Genomic DNA, 18272 nt, shown 5'->3' on the forward strand with positions numbered 1-18272 from the left:
TGACCGAACGGTCTGTAATACTGTGGCACGGCCGACCGCCACCACGCAAGGGAGACTGCTCGCATGAGTGCACTGCTGGAGAGCTACGCCGCCGGACGGTGGTTCCGGGCCGACGACCAGGGCGCGCCGCTGCTCGACGCGACCACCGGCGAGGAGGTCGCCCGGATCTCCAGCAAGGGGCTCGACCTGGGCGCGATGACGTCGTACGCCCGCCGGGTCGGCGGCCCGGCGATCCGCGAGCTGACCTTCCACCAGCGCGCCGCGCTGCTCAAGGAGCTCGGCCTGCACCTGATGGCCGACAAGGACGAGCTGTACGCGCTCTCCTACCGCACCGGCGCCACCAAGCGGGACTCCTTCGTCGACATCGACGGCGGCCTCGGCACGATGCTGTCCTACTCCAGCAAGGGCCGCCGCGAGCTGCCCAACGACACGGTCGTGCTCGACGGCGGGCTCGAGCAGCTCGGCCGCGGCGGCACGTTCGTCGGCCAGCACGTCTACACCTCGCGGCCGGGCGTCGCGGTGCAGATCAACGCCTTCAACTTCCCCGTCTGGGGCATGCTCGAGAAGCTCGCGCCGGCGTTCCTCGCCGGGCTGCCGAGCATCGTGAAGCCGGCCAGCCAGACGGCCTACCTCACCGAGCTCGTGGTCCGCCGGATCATCGAGTCCGGCATCCTCCCCGAGGGCTCGCTGCAGCTGCTCGCCGGCAGCGCCGGCACCCTGCTCGACGAGCTGACCGTGCAGGACTCGGTGGCGTTCACCGGCTCCGCCCACACCGCCGGGATGCTGCGCACCCACACCAACGTGCTGCACGGCGGCGTCCAGCTCGGCGTCGAGGCCGACTCGCTGAACTGCTCGATCCTCGGGCCGGACGTGTCGACCGGCGACCCGGAGTTCGACCTGTTCGTCAAGGGCGTCGTCACCGAGATGACGGTCAAGGCCGGCCAGAAGTGCACCGCGATCCGCCGGGTGATCGTGCCCGAGGCGATCGCCGGGGACGTCGTCGAGGCGATCTCGGCACGGCTGGCCTCGACCACGGTCGGCAACCCGGCCGACGAGTCGGTGCGGATGGGCGCGCTGGCCAGCCTCGAGCAGCGCGAGGAGGTGCGCAAGGCGATCCAGGCGCTGCGCAGCTCGGCCGAGATCGTGTACGGCGACCCCGACCGCGTCGAGCTCGTCGACGCCGACGCCGAGCGCGGGGCGTTCCTCTCCCCGGTGCTGCTGCGCGCCTCGCGGGGTGCGGTCGAGCCGCACGAGGTGGAGCCGTTCGGCCCGGTCAGCACCGTGCTGACCTACGACTCGGTCGAGGAGGCGGTCGAGCTGGCCGCCCGCGGCAAGGGCTCGCTGGTCGGCTCGGTGGTCACCCACGACCCCGACGTCGCGCGATCGGTGGTGCTGGGTGCCGCGCCCTGGCACGGCCGGATCCTGGTCCTCGACCGCGACGACGCCAAGGAGTCCACCGGCCACGGCTCGCCGCTGCCGGTGCTCGTGCACGGCGGTCCGGGCCGCGCGGGTGGTGGCGAGGAGCTCGGCGGCATCCGCGGCGTGCTGCACCACATGCAGCGCACCGCGCTCCAGGGCTCGCCCGACATGCTCACCGCGATCACCGGGCGCTGGACCACCGGGTCGCAGCGCCGGGTCGAGGACGTGCACCCGTTCCGCAAGAGCCTGGCCGAGCTGCGCGTCGGCGACACCATCGCCTCCGCTCCGCGGACCGTCACGCTGGCCGACATCGAGCACTTCGCGGAGTTCACCGGCGACACGTTCTATGCGCACACCGACCGCGAGGCCGCGGAGAAGAACCCGCTCTTCGGCGGCATCGTCGCCCACGGCTACCTCGTGGTGTCCCTCGCCGCCGGGCTCTTCGTGGACCCGGCCCCGGGACCGGTGCTGGCGAACTTCGGTGTCGACAGCCTGCGGTTCCTCACGCCGGTCAAGGCCGACGACACGATCTCGGTAACGCTGACGGTCAAGCAGATCACCCCGCGCACCAACGCCGACTACGGCGAGGTGCGCTGGGATGCGGTCGTCACCAACGCCGAGGGCGAGGTCGCCGCGACGTACGACGTGCTCACGCTGGTCGCCAAGACCTGGCCGCAGGAGGGCTGAGCCGGCGCCGGCTCACCATCTCCCACGCGGAGGTTGTCGCGCAGCCGGCCCTCGATGCTCCGACCTTGGGGGCCTCGGTTCGCGGTCGATCCGAGGCGCCTGGCACGTCGGATCGACCGCAGACCCGCTGGGGGGTCGATGACGAGGAGTGTCGGCTTCGGGCGCTCGTACAGGGTCGCCATCGACAGGGCGACCGGCTACCGCTTCGGGCGCTCGTCGACGATCCGGCGCATCTTGCCGACCGACCGCTCGATGGCGTCCGGAGGGACGACGTCGACCGCGACCGAGACCCCGATCGTGCTCTTGACCATGTGCCGCAGCTCCTGCCCGGCCGTCCGGGCGGCGGACTCCCCGACGCCCTCGCGGGTCTCGACCCGCACGGTCATCTCGTCGAGCGTGCCGGTGCGGCTCAGCACGCACTGGAAGTGCGGCGAGAGGTCCTCGATCTGCAGCAGCAGCTCCTCGATCTGGGTCGGGAAGAGGTTCACGCCGCGCAGGATGATCATGTCGTCGGTGCGCCCGGTGATCTTCTCCATCCGCCGCATCGTCCGTGCGGTGCCGGGCAGCAGCCGGGTCAGGTCGCGGGTGCGGTAGCGGATCACCGGCATCGCCTGCTTGGTCAGCGAGGTGAAGACCAGCTCGCCCTCCTCGCCGTCGGGCAGCACCTCACCGGTGACCGGGTCGATGACCTCGGGGTAGAAGTGGTCCTCCCAGATGTGCAGCCCGTCCTTGGTCTCCACGCACTCCTGCGCGACGCCCGGGCCCATCACCTCCGAGAGCCCGTAGATGTCGACCGCGTCGATGCCGAGCACCTGCTCCATCTCGCGGCGCATCTCGTTGGTCCACGGCTCGGCGCCGAAGATGCCGATCTGCAGCGAGGTCTCCCGGGGGTCGATGCCCTGGCGGCGCATCTCGTCGACGACCGCGAGCATGTACGACGGGGTCACCATGATGATCCGCGGCTCGAAGTCGGCGATCAGCCGGACCTGGCGCTCGGTCATCCCGCCGGAGACCGGCACCACCGTGCAGCCGAGCTTCTCGGCGCCGTAGTGGGCGCCGAGCCCGCCGGTGAACAGCCCGTAGCCGTAGGCGTTGTGCAGGATGTCGCCCGGCCGGCCGCCGGCCGCCCGGATCGAGCGGGCCATCACGGTCGCCCAGGTGTCGATGTCCTCGGCGGTGTAGCCGACCACGGTCGGCTGGCCCGTCGTACCCGACGAGGCGTGCACCCGGGCGACCTGCTCGCGCGGCACCGCGAACATCCCGAACGGGTAGTTCTCGCGCAGGTCGGCCTTGGAGGTGAACGGCAGCTTCGCCAGGTCGCTCAGCTCGCGGACGTCGTCGGGGTGCACGCCCGCCGCGTCGAGGGCCTTGCGGTAGTGCGGGACGTGGTCGTAGGCGTGCCGCACCGTCCAGCGCAGCCGCTCGAGCTGCAGCCCGCGCAGCTCGTCGACCGACGCGGTCTCGATCGGCTCCAGCTCACCCATGCCCGACGCGCTCACGGTCATCGACACCCTCATCTCCACGCTTTACTGACCCATCGGTCAGTTAAGCAGAGGTGTGCCGGCGAGCACCAGAGGGCGTTGGGTCGGGCCTCCCGGTGCATTCAGATCGGCCTACCCCCTCGGCGAGGCACCGGTCCCCACATCGTCGGGATCGCGTTCAATTGTTCCGAAGTCGGGGCGGGTGGGCGGCTCAGCGCCCGGAAGTCGGAACAATTGAACGGCGACCAGCCTCGGACCGCGTCGGCTGGGCAGCCCGCCTGCGTTCGGCGCCATGGTCACGATCGGCACCGTCGCCCGGGTCGACCGCGCCGAGCTGCTGGAGTTCCGGCGACGACAGGGTGCCCCCAGGAAGGCGAGCACCAGGGGTCTGCGCCCGAGCCGGTCGTCGGCGAGCTCCGCGGGGGACAGCTTTCCCTAGGTATGTCGCTGAAGCTCCACTCCCAAGGCGAATTCGCCTTGGGAGTGACCACGTCGCCTACCTACCTAGGGAAGCTCTTCCGCGCCCGCCGCAGCTCAGAGCCGGGCGATCGCGGACGCGGGGTTCTCGACCGCGTCGGCCACACTGCGCATGAAGCCGGCCGCCGTGCCGCCGTCGCAGACCCGGTGGTCGAAGACGAACGACATCTGGGTGATCTTGCGGACGCACAGCTCGCCGTCGACGACCCAGGGCCGGTCGATGATCCGGCCGAAGCCGAGGATCGCCACCTGCGGGTGGTTGATGATCGCGGCGCTGCCGTCGACGTTAAACCCGCCGTAGTTGTTCAGCGTGAAGGTGCCCGCCGACAGCTCCTCGGCGGTCGCCCGGCCCACCCGTGCCCGTGTGGTGAGGTCGCGGATCGCGGCGTCCAGGCCGGCGGTGGTCATCCGGTCCGCGCCGAGCACCGCGGGCACGACGAGTCCCCGGTCGCCCTGCACGGCCAGCCCGAGGTTGACGGTGTCGTAGGTGACGATCTCGTCGCGCTCGGTGTCCAGCCGCGCGTTCAGGACGGGGTGCTCCTTGAGCCCCGCGACCACGAACCGGGCGAGGTAGGCCAGGATCCCCGGCCCGGGGTCGGTGGCGGTCCGGGCGCTCTCGCGCAGCTCCCACAGCGCGGTGGCGTCCACGTCGACCCACACGGTCGCCTCGGGGATCTCCGCCCGGCTCCGCGACAGCGCGGCCGCGGCGGTCTTGCGGAAACCGTTCAGCGGGATCCGCCGCTCGCCGGCCCCGGCGGGCGCGGCCGGCAGCGGCGCCGCGGCGGCCGCGGCAGGGGCGGTCTCCGCGGCGGCCGCGGGCGCCGTCGTACGCCGGATCGCGGACTCCACGTCGGCGCGCACCACCAGGCCACCGAGCCCGGTGCCCTCGAGCGCGTGCAGGTCGACCTCGTGGTCGTGCGCGAGCTTGCGCACCAGCGGGGAGATCACCCGCGGCACCGTCGCGCCGAAGCGGGACGTGCCGGCCGGGCCCAACGGGTCGGACCGGCCGGACGGGCCGGACTGGTCGGTCGACGCCGAGCCGGCGGCGGTCACGGGTGGCGCGGCGTGCCGCGGACGGCGGCGGCGACCGGACCCGGCGGCCGCGGCCGTGCCGTAGCCGATCAGCACGTTGCCCGAGCCGGCCTTCTCCTCCTCGCGGTACGCCTCGGCCGACGCCGACGCCGACTCGCCGCGCGACGCCTGGCCGTCGACGGCCGGGGACGGGGCGGCCACCGGGGCCGGGGCGGACGCCCCGGCCGCGGCGACGGTGATCAGCGGCCGGCCCACGTCCACGGTCTGGCCCTCGGCGGCGTGCAGGGTCTCGACCGTGCCGGCGTACGGCGAGGGCACCTCGACGACCGACTTGGCGGTCTCCACCTCGACGAGCGCCTGGTCGACGACGACGACGTCACCCTCGGCGACCAGCCAGCGGACCACCTCGGCCTCGGTCAGCCCCTCCCCGAGGTCGGGCAGCAGGAACGTCTGGCCAGAGGTGTGCTCAGCCATCAGGACCACTCCCACTGCAGGTCGTCGACGGCGTCGAGGACCCGGTCGACGCCGGGCAGCTGGAAGTGCTCGAGCTTCGGCGGGGGGAACGGGATGTCGAAGCCGGTGACCCGGCGGATCGGCGCGGCCAGCGAGTGGAAGCACCGCTCGGTGACCCGGGCGACGATCTCGGAGGAGACCGAGGCGAAGCCGGTCGCCTCGGCGACCACGACCGCCCGCCCGGTGGAGCGCACCGCGGCGCAGACGGTCTCGTCGTCGAACGGGACGATCGAGCGCAGGTCGACCACCTGCAGCGAGCGTCCCTCGGCGGCGGCGGCCTCCGCGGCCTCGAGCGCGACCGGCACCGACGGCCCGTAGGCGATCAGCGTCGCGTCGGTGCCCTCCCGCACGACGGCCGCCCGGCCGATCGGCGCCACCGGGGCGGCCAGGTCGACCTCCTCCTTGGCCCAGTAGAGCTTCTTCGGCTCCAGGAACACCACCGGGTCGTCGGAGGCGATCGCCGCGCGCAGCAGCCCGTAGGCGTCGGCGGGGTTCGCCGGTGCGACGACGTGCAGACCGGGGGTGTGGGCGTAGTAGGACTCCGAGGAGTCGCAGTGGTGCTCCACGCCGCCGATGCCGCCGGCGTACGGCACCCGGATCACGAGCGGCACCGACACCGCCCCCCGGGTGCGGTTCCGCATCTTCGCGACGTGGCTGACGATCTGCTCGAACGCCGGGTAGGCGAACGCGTCGAACTGCATCTCGACCACCGGCCGCATGCCGTTCATGGCCAGGCCGACGGCGAAGCCGACGATGCCGGCCTCCGCGAGCGGGGTGTCGAAGCAGCGGTCCTCGCCGAACTCGGCGGTCAGCCCGTCGGTGATCCGGAAGACCCCGCCGAGGGGGCCGACGTCCTCGCCGAACATCAGTACGGCGGGGTCCGCGGCCATCGCGCCGCGCAGCGCGCGGTTGAGCGCCTGCGCCATGGTCAGCTTCTCGTGGGTCATCGGGCGTCCCCTTCTCGGCTCAGCTCGTCGCGGACGAGGGCCGCCTGCTCGGCCAGCTGCGGCGTCGGCTCGGCGTAGACGTGCCGGAACAGGTCGTCGGGATCCGGCTCGACGTCGCGGTTCAGGCCCTCGCGGGTGTGGGCGGCGAGCCGCTCGGCGTCCTCGGCGTACGCCGCCACCGCGGCGTCGTCGAGCAGCCCGCGACCGCGCAGGTGCGCCTCGAGCCGGGTGATCGGGTCGCGCTCGACCCAGGCCTGCACGTCGGCGTCGGCGCGGTAGCGGGTCGCGTCGTCGGCGTTGGTGTGCGCCTGCATCCGGTAGGTGTGCGCCTCGACCAGCTGCGGCCCTTCACCGGCCCGGGCCCGGTTGACCGCCTCGCCGAGGACCGCCAGCAGCGCGGCGGCGTCGTTGCCGTCCACGCGCTCGGCGCGGACGCCGTACCCGACCCCCTTGTGCGCCAGCGACGGCGCGACGCTCTGCCGGGCGAGCGGCACCGAGATGGCGTACTCGTTGTTCTGCACGAAGAAGACGACCGGTGCGTCGAAGACGGCCGCGAAGTTCATCGCCTCGTGGAAGTCGCCCTCGCTGGTGGCGCCGTCGCCGCACATCGCGAGCACGACGGTGTCCTCGCCCTTCAGCCTCGCGGCGTGCGCGACGCCGACCGCGTGCAGCAGCTGGGTCGCCAGCGGCGTGGCCTGCGGGGCGACCTTCTTCTCGTAGGGGTCGTAGCCGGAGTGCCAGTCGCCCTTGAGCAGCACCAGCACCTCGACCGGGTCGACCCCGCGGGCGACGGCGGCGACCGTGTCGCGGTAGGTCGGGAACAGCCAGTCGCCCTCGGCCAGCACCTGGGCGGCCACGACCTGGCAGGCCTCCTGCCCGTGGGAGGAGGGGTAGACCGCGAGCCGGCCCTGGCGGACCAGCGCGTAGGCCTGGTCGTTGAGGCGCCGGCCGGCGACCAGCGCGGCGTACGCCTCCACGAGCGCGTCGCCGTCGGACATCTCGTACGCCGAGCCGTCGACCCGCTGCCCCTGCGGGTCGATGAGCATCACCGGTTCGGCCGACGGCAGCAGGAGATCCGGATCACGTGTCATGACTCGATGGTCGTCCAGCGGCCATTCGCGCGCCACTTCGGCCGGAGATCCGAGAAGATGGAGCCCGAACGGCCGCTTCTCGTGGCCGATCGTCCAGCAGCAGTCCCCCCAGACCCCCGGAGACGAGACACGTGGCCAGCACCCTGGACGCCACCGACCACCGCATCCTCGACCAGCTCCAGCGCGACGGCCGGATGTCCATGCGCACGCTGGCCGAGCGGCTGCACATCTCCCGCGCGAACGCCTACGCCCGGGTCGAGCGGCTGCGGACCTCCGGCGTGATCAAGGGCTTCCGTGCCGACATCGACCCCGCGGCCACCGGGCTCGGCACCTCGGCCTACGTCACGCTCAACGTGCAGCAGGCCGACTGGCGCCAGGTCCGCGAGGCGCTGCGCGCGCTGCCCGGCATCGCGCACATCGGCCTGGTGGGCGGTGAGTTCGACGTGATCCTGCTGGTCCGCGCCCGCGACAACGCCGACCTGCGCCGGCTGGTCCTCGACGAGATCCAGGGCATGCCCGGGGTGGTCAACACCCGCACGCTGCTGGTCTTCGAGGAGCCCGAGCCGCTGGGTCGCGCGTTCGACGCGGACTGAGCGGGCAGCTTGGCCTTCGCTCCCGGACGCCGATGACCCTCAGGAGCCCCCGGCCTGCTTGATCTTCTCGTGGTTGCGGATGACCTCGCTGATGATCAGGTTCAAGACGGTCTCGGCGAAGGTCGGGTCGAGACCCGAGTCATGGGCCAGCGTGCGCAGCCGCTCGATCTGGAAGGCCTCGCGCGCCGGGTCCGCCGGCGGCATCCCGGAGCGGGCCTTGAGCCGGCCGACCTCCTGGGTGCACTTGAACCGCTCCGCGAGCAGGTGCACCAGGGCGGCGTCCAGGTTGTCGATGCTGGCGCGCAGCCGCCCCAGCTCCGCCGTCGCCTGGTCGGTCGTCTGCTGATCGCTCACGGGGCCGATCCAAGCACGGATCCGGGGCCCGACGGGGGCGGTTCCGCCCCGCGGACCGGGGCGGAGGACCCTGTCGGGCCACCTGCGGGACGCGCCACGGTGGAGGGTGCTGACTCCTCGTACGCCCCTGGGAGGGTCGACATGACCGACGACCGTGACGTCGTCGACCCTCGACGACCCGCCCCCGGCCGCCGGCTGGACCTGCTGGTCGCGGCGGCGACCACCCTGCTCGCCGCCACCGTCTACCTGGTTACGCTCCTGCTCGGGGCCACGCCACCTCGCCCCGCCTCGGTGATCCTGTCCACCGCGACGCCGGCGTTCGCGTTGGTCGCGCTGGTGGCCCTCGAGCTGCGGCAGCGCGAAGCACCCGACCCATGGCTCGCCTGGTTCGCGGCCGGCCTGACCGGCGGGATCGTGGCGATGGGGCTCCAGCTGATCTCCTACCCCCTGGTCGATCCGGGCGGCGGACCGTTCGGGACCGACGACCAGGGCAACGCCGCGCTCTACCTGCTCTTCCACCTGTCCGTCGGCGCCGGCGTCCTGCTGGCCGCGCTCCGGGCGCCCGCCCGCCGGCGTTGGCTGCTGAGCGGCTCGGCGGCGGTGCTTGCCGTACTGCTGGCGCTCGGCGCGGTGCCGCTGCCCGAGCTGCTGAGCCCCGATCGGACCTACACCACGACGCTGCTCGTGGCCGAGTGGGTGCTCGCCGCCTGGGTCGCCGTGGCCACCGTGGCCTGGATCCTGCCGACGGGCGGCCGGTCGACACCGGCGCTGCGCGGCTGGATCGGCGTGGCGCTGCTGCTCTCGGTCTACGACCTCGTGCTCAACGCGCTCGCGAGCGAACGCTTCGTCCCGGTCTGGTGGGGCAGCCTGTCGCTGCGCGTGCTGACCTACGCCGTGCTCGCGCTCGGCGTCGTCACGACCCTGGTGCTGCAGCTGCGCGATCTCGACCGCTACAGCGAGACCGAGCTCGACCGGCGCGAGGGCCAGCTGCGCCAGGCGCTGCAGTCGGCGAGCGCCCTGATGGCCTCGGCCGAGCTGTTCTCACGGGCCACCACCCCCGACGAGGTGGCGGCCACCCTGTGCGAGCAGACCGCCATGCTCAGCGGGCTGCCGCGGTCCGAGCTGGTCGTGTGGCACGACCTCCGCGAGCCCACCGCGCTGGCCCAGGTCGGCGCGACGCCCCCCGCCGAGGAGCGGGACCGGTGGCCCCGCGAGGCCGGGCTCACCATGTCCCGGCTCTACGCCACCGGGGAGGGCGTCTTCCTGGAGACCGCCGACGAGGTGGCCGGCTGGCTGGCCGGCCGGCACGGACCGGCCTCCACCCTGGGCGCGCTGGTGCTGGTCCCCCTGGTCTCCCCGCAGGCGCCCCCGGCGCTGCTGGTGGCCTGGGGCGAGCACCCGCACGCGCTGCCCCTCGCCCGGCGCCGCGTGATCGCGAACCTGGTCAACCAGGCCGGCCAGGCCTGGGGCCGCGCCTCGGCGTACCAGGCCCAGGCCCACGCCGCCGCGACGCTCCAGGCCTCCCTGCTGCCCACCGGCCTCACCCCGCCGCCGGGGCTCAGCCTCGCGGCCCGCTACGTGCCCGGGGAGAGCGGCCTGCGGGTCGGCGGCGACTGGTTCGACTGCCTGCGCCTCCCCGACGGACGCGTCGCGCTGGTCGTCGGCGACGTGATGGGCAAGGGCCTGCACGCGGCCGCGGTGATGGGCCAGGTGCGCACCACCGCGCGCACGCTGGCACGGCTCGATCCCGCCCCCGAGAAGGTGCTCACCGGACTCGACGAGCTCACCCACGAGCTGGACATCGACGAGATCGCGACCGTCACCTACGCCCTGCTCGACCTCTCCTCGGGCGGCTTGAGCATCGGCCGGGCCGGCCACGTGCCCCCGCTGCTGGTCCCGCGACGGGGGCGGACGCGGTACGTCGTACCGGGGGGCTCACCGCCGCTCGGCGCACCGAGTGCGGCCCGGGTCCAGGCGGACCTGCAGCTGCGTCCCGGCGACGTGCTGGTGCTCTACACCGACGGGCTGGTCGAGGACCGGGTCAGCGGACTCGACTTCGGCATGCACGAGCTCTCGCGCACCGCCGAGTCGCTGCGCGACAGGTTCCAGCTCGACCTCGAGGGGTGCACCGACCGGCTGCTGGCCTGGTCGGGCACCGACCACCGCGACGACGACGTGGCGCTGATGGTGGTCCGCCTCGACGGGCCGCTGGCCGCGCCGCCGGAGCCACCGCGTGGGGACGTCGGCGCGCAGCCGCTGCCGGCCTGAGCCCGCTCGGCCCCCGGCTCCGATCAGAGGTGGTCGGGCACGATCAGCGCGTCGGGGTCGCTGCGCGGCGGCACGTGGGCGAGCGCGGCCTGCACCAGCGCGACCCGTGCCTTGACCACGATCGCCCGCTTCACCCGTCCGACGTCCTCGCCCACCAGCCCCTCGACGGTCTGGGTCACCTGCTCGTCGGTGAAGGTGGGCCGGGTGCCCGACTCGACCTCGACGTCGGGCAGCGCCACGAGCACCGGCAGCACCTCGCCGCTGAGACCGTCGAGGATCACGTAGCGCTGATACCGGTCCAGCTCGTCCCACACCGCGTCGACGTCCCGCTTGCCCCGGCGTACGTCCTTGTCCTGGGCGGCCAGGACGGTCTTGGCGGCGCCGGTGAGGGCGGCGGTCAGCTCGTGCTCGGTGAAGCGCATGGCTCCAGCATGCCGGGTCGGCGACTCGCGTGTCGCGGCCGGGCCGGGCCCGGCTCAGGCGTCCAGCGAGACGAGCTCCTCGGCGGTCAGCTCCAGGTCGGCGGCGGCGGCGGAGTCCCGGATCGACTCGGGCCGCTTGGCGCCCGGGATCGGGATCACCACCGGGGACTGGGCGAGCTCCCAGGCGAGCGCCACCTGCTGGGCGCTGACGCCGCGCGCCTCAGCCACCCGGGCGAAGGCCGGGTGCTTCTCGTGCAGGCTCTTGGCGTCGTTGAGCCCACCCAGCGGGCTCCACGGGAGGAACGCCAGGCCGAGCTCCTCGCACACGTCGATCTCGGGGCGGCTGCTGCGGAACGCCGGCGAGAACTGGTTCTGCACGCTGACCAGGGCGTCCCCGAGCTCCTTGTGGGCGAGGCGGATCTGGTCGGGGTCGGCGTTCGACAGCCCGATCATCCGCACCTTGCCAGAGTCGTGGATCTCCTTGAGCGTGCCCACCACGTCGGCGTAGTCGACCTTCGGGTCCGGCCGGTGGTGCTGCCACAGCGCGATCTGCTCGACGCCCAGTCGTTGCAGGCTGGCGTCGACAGCGGCGTGCAGGTGATCGGGCGAGCTGTCGAGGTCCCATCCGGCGTCCTCGGTGCGCACGTGCCCGCCCTTCGTGGCGAGCAGGACCCGGTCGCTCACGCCCAGCTCGTCGAGCAGGCCGGCGACCAGCCGCTCGTTGGCGCCCATCGCCCGCGCGCCCAGGTCGCCGGCCGGACCGTAGGCGTCCGCGGTGTCGAGGAGGGTGACCCCCGCGTCCAGCGCGGCCCGGATCGTGGCGGCCAGCCGCTCGCGCGGCTGGGTGCCGGACTGGTCGAAGGTCATCAGTCCCAGCCCGATCGCGCCGACCTCCGTGCGTCCCACGGTGTCGTTGCCCAGTGCTCGTGTGTGCATGGGAGGAGGAGTACCCGCTCCCCCAGGGGGCGCAAACGCTCCCGGCCGGGGGCCGGGTGGTGGCCGCGCGGCCGCAGTCTCGCGGGCGTGAGACTCCGCACAGGACGTGGTCGGAACCGGTCGCCGGGGTACCGGACGAGGAAGACTCATCCACCAGCAGGAGGCACAGCGTGGCCGGCACGACAGCGAAGCAAGCCGATCGGACGGCCCGCCACTCCGACACCGTGTCGTGGGGGGTCCGGGTCGGCCTGGTCTGCTACGGGCTGGTCCACCTGCTGGTGGCCTTCGTCGCCATCCGGCTGATCCTGGGCTCGAACAGCGGGTCGGCCACCGGCAAGGGCGCGCTCGCCCAGCTGGCCAGGGACACCGCCGGCCGGGTGACGCTGGGCGCGCTCGCGGTCGGGTTCGCGGTGCTCGTGGTCTGGCAGCTCGCGGCGGCCGCGATCGGCTACCGCGACCACGACGGCCTGCGCCGCCACCTGTTGCGGCTGGGGGCGCTGGGCCGGGCCGCGGTGTTCGGCTACCTGGCGGGGGCCACTTCGAGCCTGGCGATCGCCGGGCGCAGCGCCAGCAGCAGCCCCGACTCGACGACCGCCAAGCTGATGTCCCTGCCCGCCGGCCCCTGGCTCGTCGCGCTGGTGGGCGCCACCATCGCCGGCGTGGGCATCGGGCTCGCGATCTTCGGCTGGCAGAAGCGGTTCCTCGAGCAGCTGGACGAGCGCGCCCGCCGCGACGGTGGTCGCCGCATCCCGGTCGTGGTGCTCGGCCGGTTCGGCTACGTCGCCAAGGGGGTGGCCTTCGTGGTCGTCGGCGTGCTGCTGGGTTGGGCGGCCTGGACGCACGACCCGCAGAAGTCCGGCGGTCTCGACCAGGCGCTGATGCGGCTGCTCGGCGGTTCGCTCGGCAAGGTCGCGATCGTCGTGATCGCCGTGGGCGTCGGCTGCTTCGGGCTGTTCATGCTCGCCCGCGCCCGGCACCTGGAGCGGGACGCGCTCACCGGGGAGTGACCGGGGCCGCGGCCGGGGCGCACTAGCCTCGGGCCACGAGGAGGTGCGCGTGCACGGTGAAGTGGTGAGGACCGAGCGGATCAGCCCGGGAATGGTGCGGGTCGTGCTCGGCGGCCCGGGGCTGACGGAATTCCGCCGACCCGAGGAGACCGACGCCTACGTCAACGTGGCGATCGCGCCGCCGGGAGCGCCGTACGGCCCGGTGTTCGACCCCGAGGAGGTCCGGGCGCGGTACGGCCCCGAGCTCGGCCCCGCGCGCCGCCGCTACACGGTCCGCGACTGGGACACGGAGCAGCGGCACCTGGTCCTGGACTTCGTGGTGCACGGCAGCGAGGGCGTCGCGGGCACGTGGGCCGCGACCTGCCGGCCGGGCGACCTGCTGGTGTTCACCGGGCCCGGGGGCGGCTACCGGCCGGACCCGACCGCCGACTGGCACCTGCTGATCGGTGACGAGTCGGCACTCCCGGCCATCGCCGCCTCCCTCGAGGCGCTCGCCGCCGGAACCACCGCCGTCGTACGGCTCGTGGCCGACGGCCCGGAGCACGAGGTCGGACTCGAGACGGCCGCGGACCTCGACCTCGCGTGGGTGCACCGGCAGCCGGAGGACCCGGCGCCGCTGCCGGCCGCCGTGCGGGCCGCCCGCTTCCCGGAGGGACGGGTGCACGCGTTCGTGCACGGCGAGGCCGACGAGATCCGGGCGATCCGCCGCCACCTGCTCACCGACCGCGGCCTCGAGCGCGCCCAGATGTCCTGTTCGCCTTACTGGCGTCGCACCATGACCGACGAGGCGTGGCGGCAGGTCAAGCGCGAGTACGTCGGCGCCATGGAGGCCGAGCTCGACCTCGCCTAGGCCCGCGAATCGGGGTCGAGCCCGCCCGCCAGACATGGAAGAAGCCGCAGACCTGTCGGCCTGCGGCTTCTGCACCCTGCGCGCCTGTAGGGATTCGAACCCCAAACCTTCTGATCCGTAGTCAGATGCTCTATCCGTTGAGCTACAGGCGCCCGCCGCTCTCGCGAACGACTGGACGAGGATAGCGGACGGGCCGGGGGATGCCGAAATCGCCCGTTCCCCTCGACTGCGGCGGCCCGGGAGCCGATCATCGCGGCATGGGCTTCGTCGCGAGCACGCCGGCCGCTCGGCACCTCGGAGCCGCGCTCGCGTTGACGGCCCTGCTGCCGGGGCTGGGGGCGTGCACCAAGGACTCGCACGGCTCGAGCACGCCGCCCGCCTCGTCCCCGCCGTCCTCGATCCCGGTCAGGGCGCCGGCGCCCCGGGCGAACGGACCGTTCCCGGTGCGGCTCGGCGTCGGCCTGGCGGTGCTCACCGCCGAGCGGTGCGACCCGGCCGAGGCCCGCCGGGTTTGCTCGGTGGACCGGAGCCGGAGCTGGGCGCCGCTCGGCTCCCCCCGCCCGGTCACGGTGACCGACGTGCGCACGCACCTGGCGGACCAGCACACGTCCTGGACGACCGCCGTCCGGTTCGCCGAGGCCGACCGGACGGCCCTGCGGCGGGCGGCGAAGCAGGCCACGGCGACGGGTGGCGTGGTGCTGGTGCTCGACGCGGACCGGGGCGTCCTGGCGGCGATCCCCCCGAGCACCATCGAGGGCGGGGCCGCCGTACTCACCGGCCTCGACAAGCCCACGGCGTGGTCCCTGGTGGAGGGTTTCGCGCCGGACTGACCGGTCCCAGGCCCGCCGGATCGGGCGAAGCCCATCGTTGAACGATCCAATAGGTGGCGCCGGAACGCGGGGGTACTCTCGGCCCATCCCGGGGCTGGAGACACTCGTCCCCGGACCCAAGTCGCCGACAACGACGCCGAGCGATCCACCACGACTCCACGACACACCGTCGATACGCTCGACGGCCGGCGGCGCCATCCCGCAACGGAGGCGCCCCGCGAATGCGCGAGAGGGACCATCAAGCATGACCGCCGAGACGCAGGCACCGACCACCCACCAGGGCATCCTGGACTTCGTCAACGAAGTCGCAGCGATGACCCAGCCCGACCGCATCCACTGGTGCACGGGCTCCGACGAGGAGTGGACCGAGATCACCGACGCTCTGGTCGCGACGGGGACGTTCACGCGGCTCAACCCCGCGATCAAGCCCAACTCCTTCTACGCCGCCTCCGACCCCATCGACGTCGCACGCGTCGAGGACCGGACCTACATCTGCTCGGTCGACAAGCGCGACGCGGGGCCCACCAACAACTGGATGGACCCCAACGAGATGAAGGACCTCATGCGCAAGCTCTACGCGGGCTGCATGCGGGGTCGCACGATGTACGTCATCCCGTTCGTGATGGGCCACCTCGAGGCCGAGAAGCCGATGTTCGGGGTCGAGATCACCGACTCCGCCTACGTGACCGCCTCGATGCGGGTCATGGCGCGCATGGGCACCCACGTGCTGCGCCGGATGGAGGAGCTCGACGCCGCCGGCCAGGACGTGCACTGGGTCCCGGCCCTGCACTCCGTCGGCATGCCGCTGGAGCCGGGCCAGGCCGACGTCGCCTGGCCGTGCAACGACACCAAGTACATCGTGCAGTTCCCCGACGAGCGCGCGATCTGGTCCTTCGGGTCCGGGTACGGCGGCAACGCCCTGCTCGGCAAGAAGTGCTACGCGCTGCGCATCGCCAGCGTGATGGCCCGCGACGAGGGCTGGCTGGCCGAGCACATGCTGATCCTCAAGCTGACCAGCCCGCAGGGCGTCACCAAGTACGTCGCGGCGGCGTTCCCGAGCGCCTGCGGCAAGACCAACCTGGCGATGCTCGAGCCCACGATCCCGGGCTGGAAGGTCGAGACCCTGGGTGACGACATCGCCTGGATGCGGGTCGGCGAGGACGGCCGCCTGTGGGCGGTCAACCCCGAGTACGGCTTCTTCGGCGTGGCTCCGGGCACCAACGAGCACACCAACCCCAACGCGATGAAGACCATCAACAAGGGCAACTCGGTCTTCACCAACGTCGCGCTCACCGAGGACGGCGACATCTGGTGGGAGGGCCTGGAGAACCCGCCGGCCAAGGCCACCTCCTGGAAGGGCGAGGCCTGGACGCCGGAGAGCGACTTCCTCTCCAGCCACCCCAACAGCCGCTACTGCACCCCGATCAAGCAGTGCGACATCCTCGCCCCGGAGTACGACGACCCGCGCGGCGTCCCGATCGACGCGATCCTCTTCGGCGGCCGGCGCAAGACGACCGTGCCGCTGGTCTTCGAGGCCCGGGACTGGACCCACGGCACGTTCCTGGGCGCCACGCTCTCCTCGGAGACCACCGCGGCCGCGGTCGGCGCGGTCGGCGTGGTCCGCCGCGACCCGATGGCGATGCTGCCGTTCATCGGCTACAACGCCGGCGACTACTTCAACCACTGGATCACCGTCGGCAAGGACAACGACGCGGCGAAGCTGCCGAAGATCTTCTACGTCAACTGGTTCCGCCGCGACGACAAGGGCGACTTCCTGTGGCCCGGGTTCGGCGAGAACAGCCGGGTGCTGAAGTGGGTCGTCGAGCGCATCGACGGCCAGGCCGCGGCGGTCGAGACGCCGATCGGCCACGTGCCGCCGCCCGAGGCGCTGGACACCGACGGCCTCGACATGACCGCCGAGCAGCTCGAGGCGGCTCTCGCCGTCGACGTCGAGGAGTGGAAGGCCGAGATCCCGCAGATCCAGGAGTGGTTCGAGAAGTTCGGCGACGACCTGCCCGCCGTGCTCTGGACCGAGCTGGACGGCCTGCGCGCCCGCCTGGGCGGCTGACAGCCGAACTTTCACCCCTTCGAGGGCCCCGACCGTGCGCGGTTGGGGCCCTCGTGGCGTCTCGGCTGTGGAAGCATGAGGTCGACCGACATCGACGGGGCGAGCGGAAGGGGGACCGGTGGACGGCTACAGCCCGGAGGACCGCGCACTCTTCGAGACCGAGGCCACCGAGCTCTACGAGGAGATCGTCGCCAAGAACGGCATCTCGGAGCACGACCCGAGCATCGCCGAGGGCGGTGACCGCGAGCAGGCGTTCACGTTGCTGCGCCGGCTCAACCTCCTCAGCCGCGACCGGGACACCGGCCTCTGGCAGGCCCTGGACCCCACGACGGTGCAGTCGCGGGTGGTCTCGCCGCTGAGCCAACAGGCCGCCGACCTGCTCACGGAGTCCTCCCACTGGGCGCAGGCCTTCGGCACCCTCGACCACGCCTGGCGCCGCGCGTCACGCCCCTCCGACAGCGGGCCGTTCACCTACCTGCACGAGGAGGCGATCGACCCGTTCATCGCCGCGCTCGTCGCCGAGTGCGAGGAGGAGACGCTCACCGCCCAGCCGCAGAGCGGTCGCGACCCGCGCAAGCTCGCCCTCGCCGCGCTGCGGGACACCAACTTGCTGGAGCGGGGCGCGAAGATCCGCACGCTCTACCAGCACAGTGCCCGCCGCAGCGCGATCACTCGGCAGTACGTCGCGGCCGTCAGCAACCGCGGCGCCGAGGTCCGCACGCTTGACGAGTTCTTCAACCGGATGATCGTCATCGACCGCCGGGTGGCCGTGATCCCGAGCGGCGAGGACCTCTCCGTGGCCGTCGCAGTCCGGGAGCCGTCGGTGGTGGCCTACCTGGTCGACGTGTTCGAGCGCTCCTGGGAGCGGGCCCGGCCGTTCGCCAGCCGGGAGACCTCGCTGATGAAGGACATCGCCGTCGAGCAGCGGGCGATGACGCTGCGGATGCTGGTCGAGGGGCACTCCGACCCGGTCTCGGCCAAGCGGTTGGGCGTCAGCCCGCGCACCTACGCCGGCTACATCGCCGACCTCAAGGACGAGTTCGAGGTGGAGACCCGCTTCCAGCTCGGTTACGTCATCGGCCAGCGCGGGATCTCCGGGACGGAGTCGGCCGAGTCCGAGGCCCAGGGCTGAACGTGCTGCCCGCTAGGCGGGCGTGCGCGCCGGCTGCGCGGGCCGAAATGTTCGCGAGGGCAGCGACCGATGGTCACTGCCCTCGCGTGATGAGACGGGCCGGGGGGTGGCACTGGGACCGAACAAGGTGGGGGGTGAGTTGGGTCCCCGTCTCACGTCTTGAGT

The 18272-nt window shown here is 72.8% G+C and carries 15 protein-coding genes and 1 tRNA gene; 8 read left to right on the forward strand and 8 right to left on the reverse strand.

What is annotated here, in order from left to right:
• Positions 1-63: 63 nt before the first annotated feature.
• Positions 64-2106, forward strand: coding sequence for a phenylacetic acid degradation bifunctional protein PaaZ (paaZ, locus tag BJZ21_RS19515; protein ID WP_179665277.1), 2043 nt, complete (start codon positions 64-66; stop codon positions 2104-2106).
• A 197-nt stretch (positions 2107-2303) separates the two neighbouring features.
• Here paaZ and paaK read toward each other — a convergent pair whose 3' ends face one another.
• From paaK to pdhA, 4 genes are all read right to left on the reverse strand, one after another.
• A complete protein-coding gene (paaK, locus tag BJZ21_RS19520) occupies positions 2304-3611 on the reverse strand; it encodes a phenylacetate--CoA ligase PaaK (protein ID WP_179665278.1) in 1308 nt (435 codons plus the stop codon).
• A 510-nt stretch (positions 3612-4121) separates the two neighbouring features.
• On the reverse strand, positions 4122-5570 hold the full coding sequence (locus BJZ21_RS19525) for a dihydrolipoamide acetyltransferase family protein (RefSeq protein WP_179665279.1): 1449 nt from the start codon (positions 5568-5570) through the stop codon (positions 4122-4124).
• Positions 5570-6556, reverse strand: a complete 987-nt coding sequence (locus tag BJZ21_RS19530; protein WP_179665280.1) for an alpha-ketoacid dehydrogenase subunit beta — start codon at positions 6554-6556, stop codon at positions 5570-5572. Before BJZ21_RS19530 ends, BJZ21_RS19525 begins: the two co-directional genes overlap by 1 nt.
• Positions 6553-7647 carry a pyruvate dehydrogenase (acetyl-transferring) E1 component subunit alpha gene (gene pdhA / locus BJZ21_RS19535; protein WP_179665281.1) on the reverse strand — a complete coding sequence of 365 codons (1095 nt, stop codon included), beginning with the start codon at positions 7645-7647 and terminating at the stop codon, positions 6553-6555. Before pdhA ends, BJZ21_RS19530 begins: the two co-directional genes overlap by 4 nt.
• 131 nt (positions 7648-7778) lie before the next feature.
• Here pdhA and BJZ21_RS19540 point away from each other — a divergent pair, with 131 nt between their 5' ends.
• Entirely contained in the window at positions 7779-8240 is a 462-nt protein-coding gene (locus BJZ21_RS19540; protein WP_179665282.1) for an Lrp/AsnC ligand binding domain-containing protein, read from the forward strand.
• A 39-nt stretch (positions 8241-8279) separates the two neighbouring features.
• On the opposite strand, the gene BJZ21_RS21255 is transcribed toward BJZ21_RS19540, so the two are convergent.
• Positions 8280-8594, reverse strand: a complete 315-nt coding sequence (locus BJZ21_RS21255; protein WP_179665283.1) for a chorismate mutase — start codon at positions 8592-8594, stop codon at positions 8280-8282.
• Between the two features lie 141 nt (positions 8595-8735).
• On the opposite strand from BJZ21_RS21255, the gene BJZ21_RS19550 reads away from it, so the two are divergent.
• Positions 8736-10862, forward strand: a complete 2127-nt coding sequence (locus BJZ21_RS19550) for a PP2C family protein-serine/threonine phosphatase (RefSeq protein WP_179665284.1) — start codon at positions 8736-8738, stop codon at positions 10860-10862.
• Positions 10863-10885: 23 nt separating this feature from the next.
• Here BJZ21_RS19550 and BJZ21_RS19555 read toward each other — a convergent pair whose 3' ends face one another.
• The gene (locus BJZ21_RS19555) at positions 10886-11284 is read right to left on the reverse strand and encodes a hypothetical protein (protein ID WP_179665285.1); all 399 of its coding nucleotides are present in this window, start codon (positions 11282-11284) and stop codon (positions 10886-10888) included.
• A 54-nt stretch (positions 11285-11338) separates the two neighbouring features.
• Positions 11339-12220 (reverse strand): aldo/keto reductase, encoded by an 882-nt coding sequence (locus BJZ21_RS19560; RefSeq protein WP_179665286.1) that lies wholly within the window; start codon positions 12218-12220, stop codon positions 11339-11341.
• Positions 12221-12390: 170 nt separating this feature from the next.
• Between BJZ21_RS19560 and BJZ21_RS19565 the strand changes: the two genes are divergently transcribed.
• Both BJZ21_RS19565 and BJZ21_RS21890 read left to right on the forward strand, forming a co-directional pair.
• Positions 12391-13227, forward strand: a complete 837-nt coding sequence (locus BJZ21_RS19565; protein ID WP_179665287.1) for a DUF1206 domain-containing protein — start codon at positions 12391-12393, stop codon at positions 13225-13227.
• Positions 13228-13276: 49 nt separating this feature from the next.
• Positions 13277-14077 carry a siderophore-interacting protein gene (locus BJZ21_RS21890; RefSeq protein ID WP_343052238.1) on the forward strand — a complete coding sequence of 267 codons (801 nt, stop codon included), beginning with the start codon at positions 13277-13279 and terminating at the stop codon, positions 14075-14077.
• Between the two features lie 79 nt (positions 14078-14156).
• On the opposite strand, the gene BJZ21_RS19575 is transcribed toward BJZ21_RS21890, so the two are convergent.
• Positions 14157-14229, reverse strand: a tRNA-Arg gene (locus BJZ21_RS19575).
• Between the two features lie 105 nt (positions 14230-14334).
• Here BJZ21_RS19575 and BJZ21_RS19580 point away from each other — a divergent pair.
• From BJZ21_RS19580 to BJZ21_RS19590, 3 genes are all read left to right on the forward strand, one after another.
• Positions 14335-14907, forward strand: coding sequence for a hypothetical protein (locus tag BJZ21_RS19580; protein WP_179665288.1), 573 nt, complete (start codon positions 14335-14337; stop codon positions 14905-14907).
• 244 nt (positions 14908-15151) lie between these two features.
• Complete coding sequence (locus BJZ21_RS19585) at positions 15152-16975, forward strand: phosphoenolpyruvate carboxykinase (GTP) (protein WP_179665289.1); 1824 nt, start codon at positions 15152-15154, stop codon at positions 16973-16975.
• A 118-nt stretch (positions 16976-17093) separates the two neighbouring features.
• The gene (locus tag BJZ21_RS19590) at positions 17094-18107 is read left to right on the forward strand and encodes a phospholipase D-like domain-containing protein (RefSeq protein WP_179665290.1); all 1014 of its coding nucleotides are present in this window, start codon (positions 17094-17096) and stop codon (positions 18105-18107) included.
• Positions 18108-18272: the final 165 nt, after the last annotated feature.

The sequence above is a fragment of the Nocardioides panaciterrulae genome, from assembly GCF_013409645.1.
Taxonomy (GTDB): Bacteria; Actinomycetota; Actinomycetes; order Propionibacteriales; family Nocardioidaceae; genus Nocardioides; species Nocardioides panaciterrulae.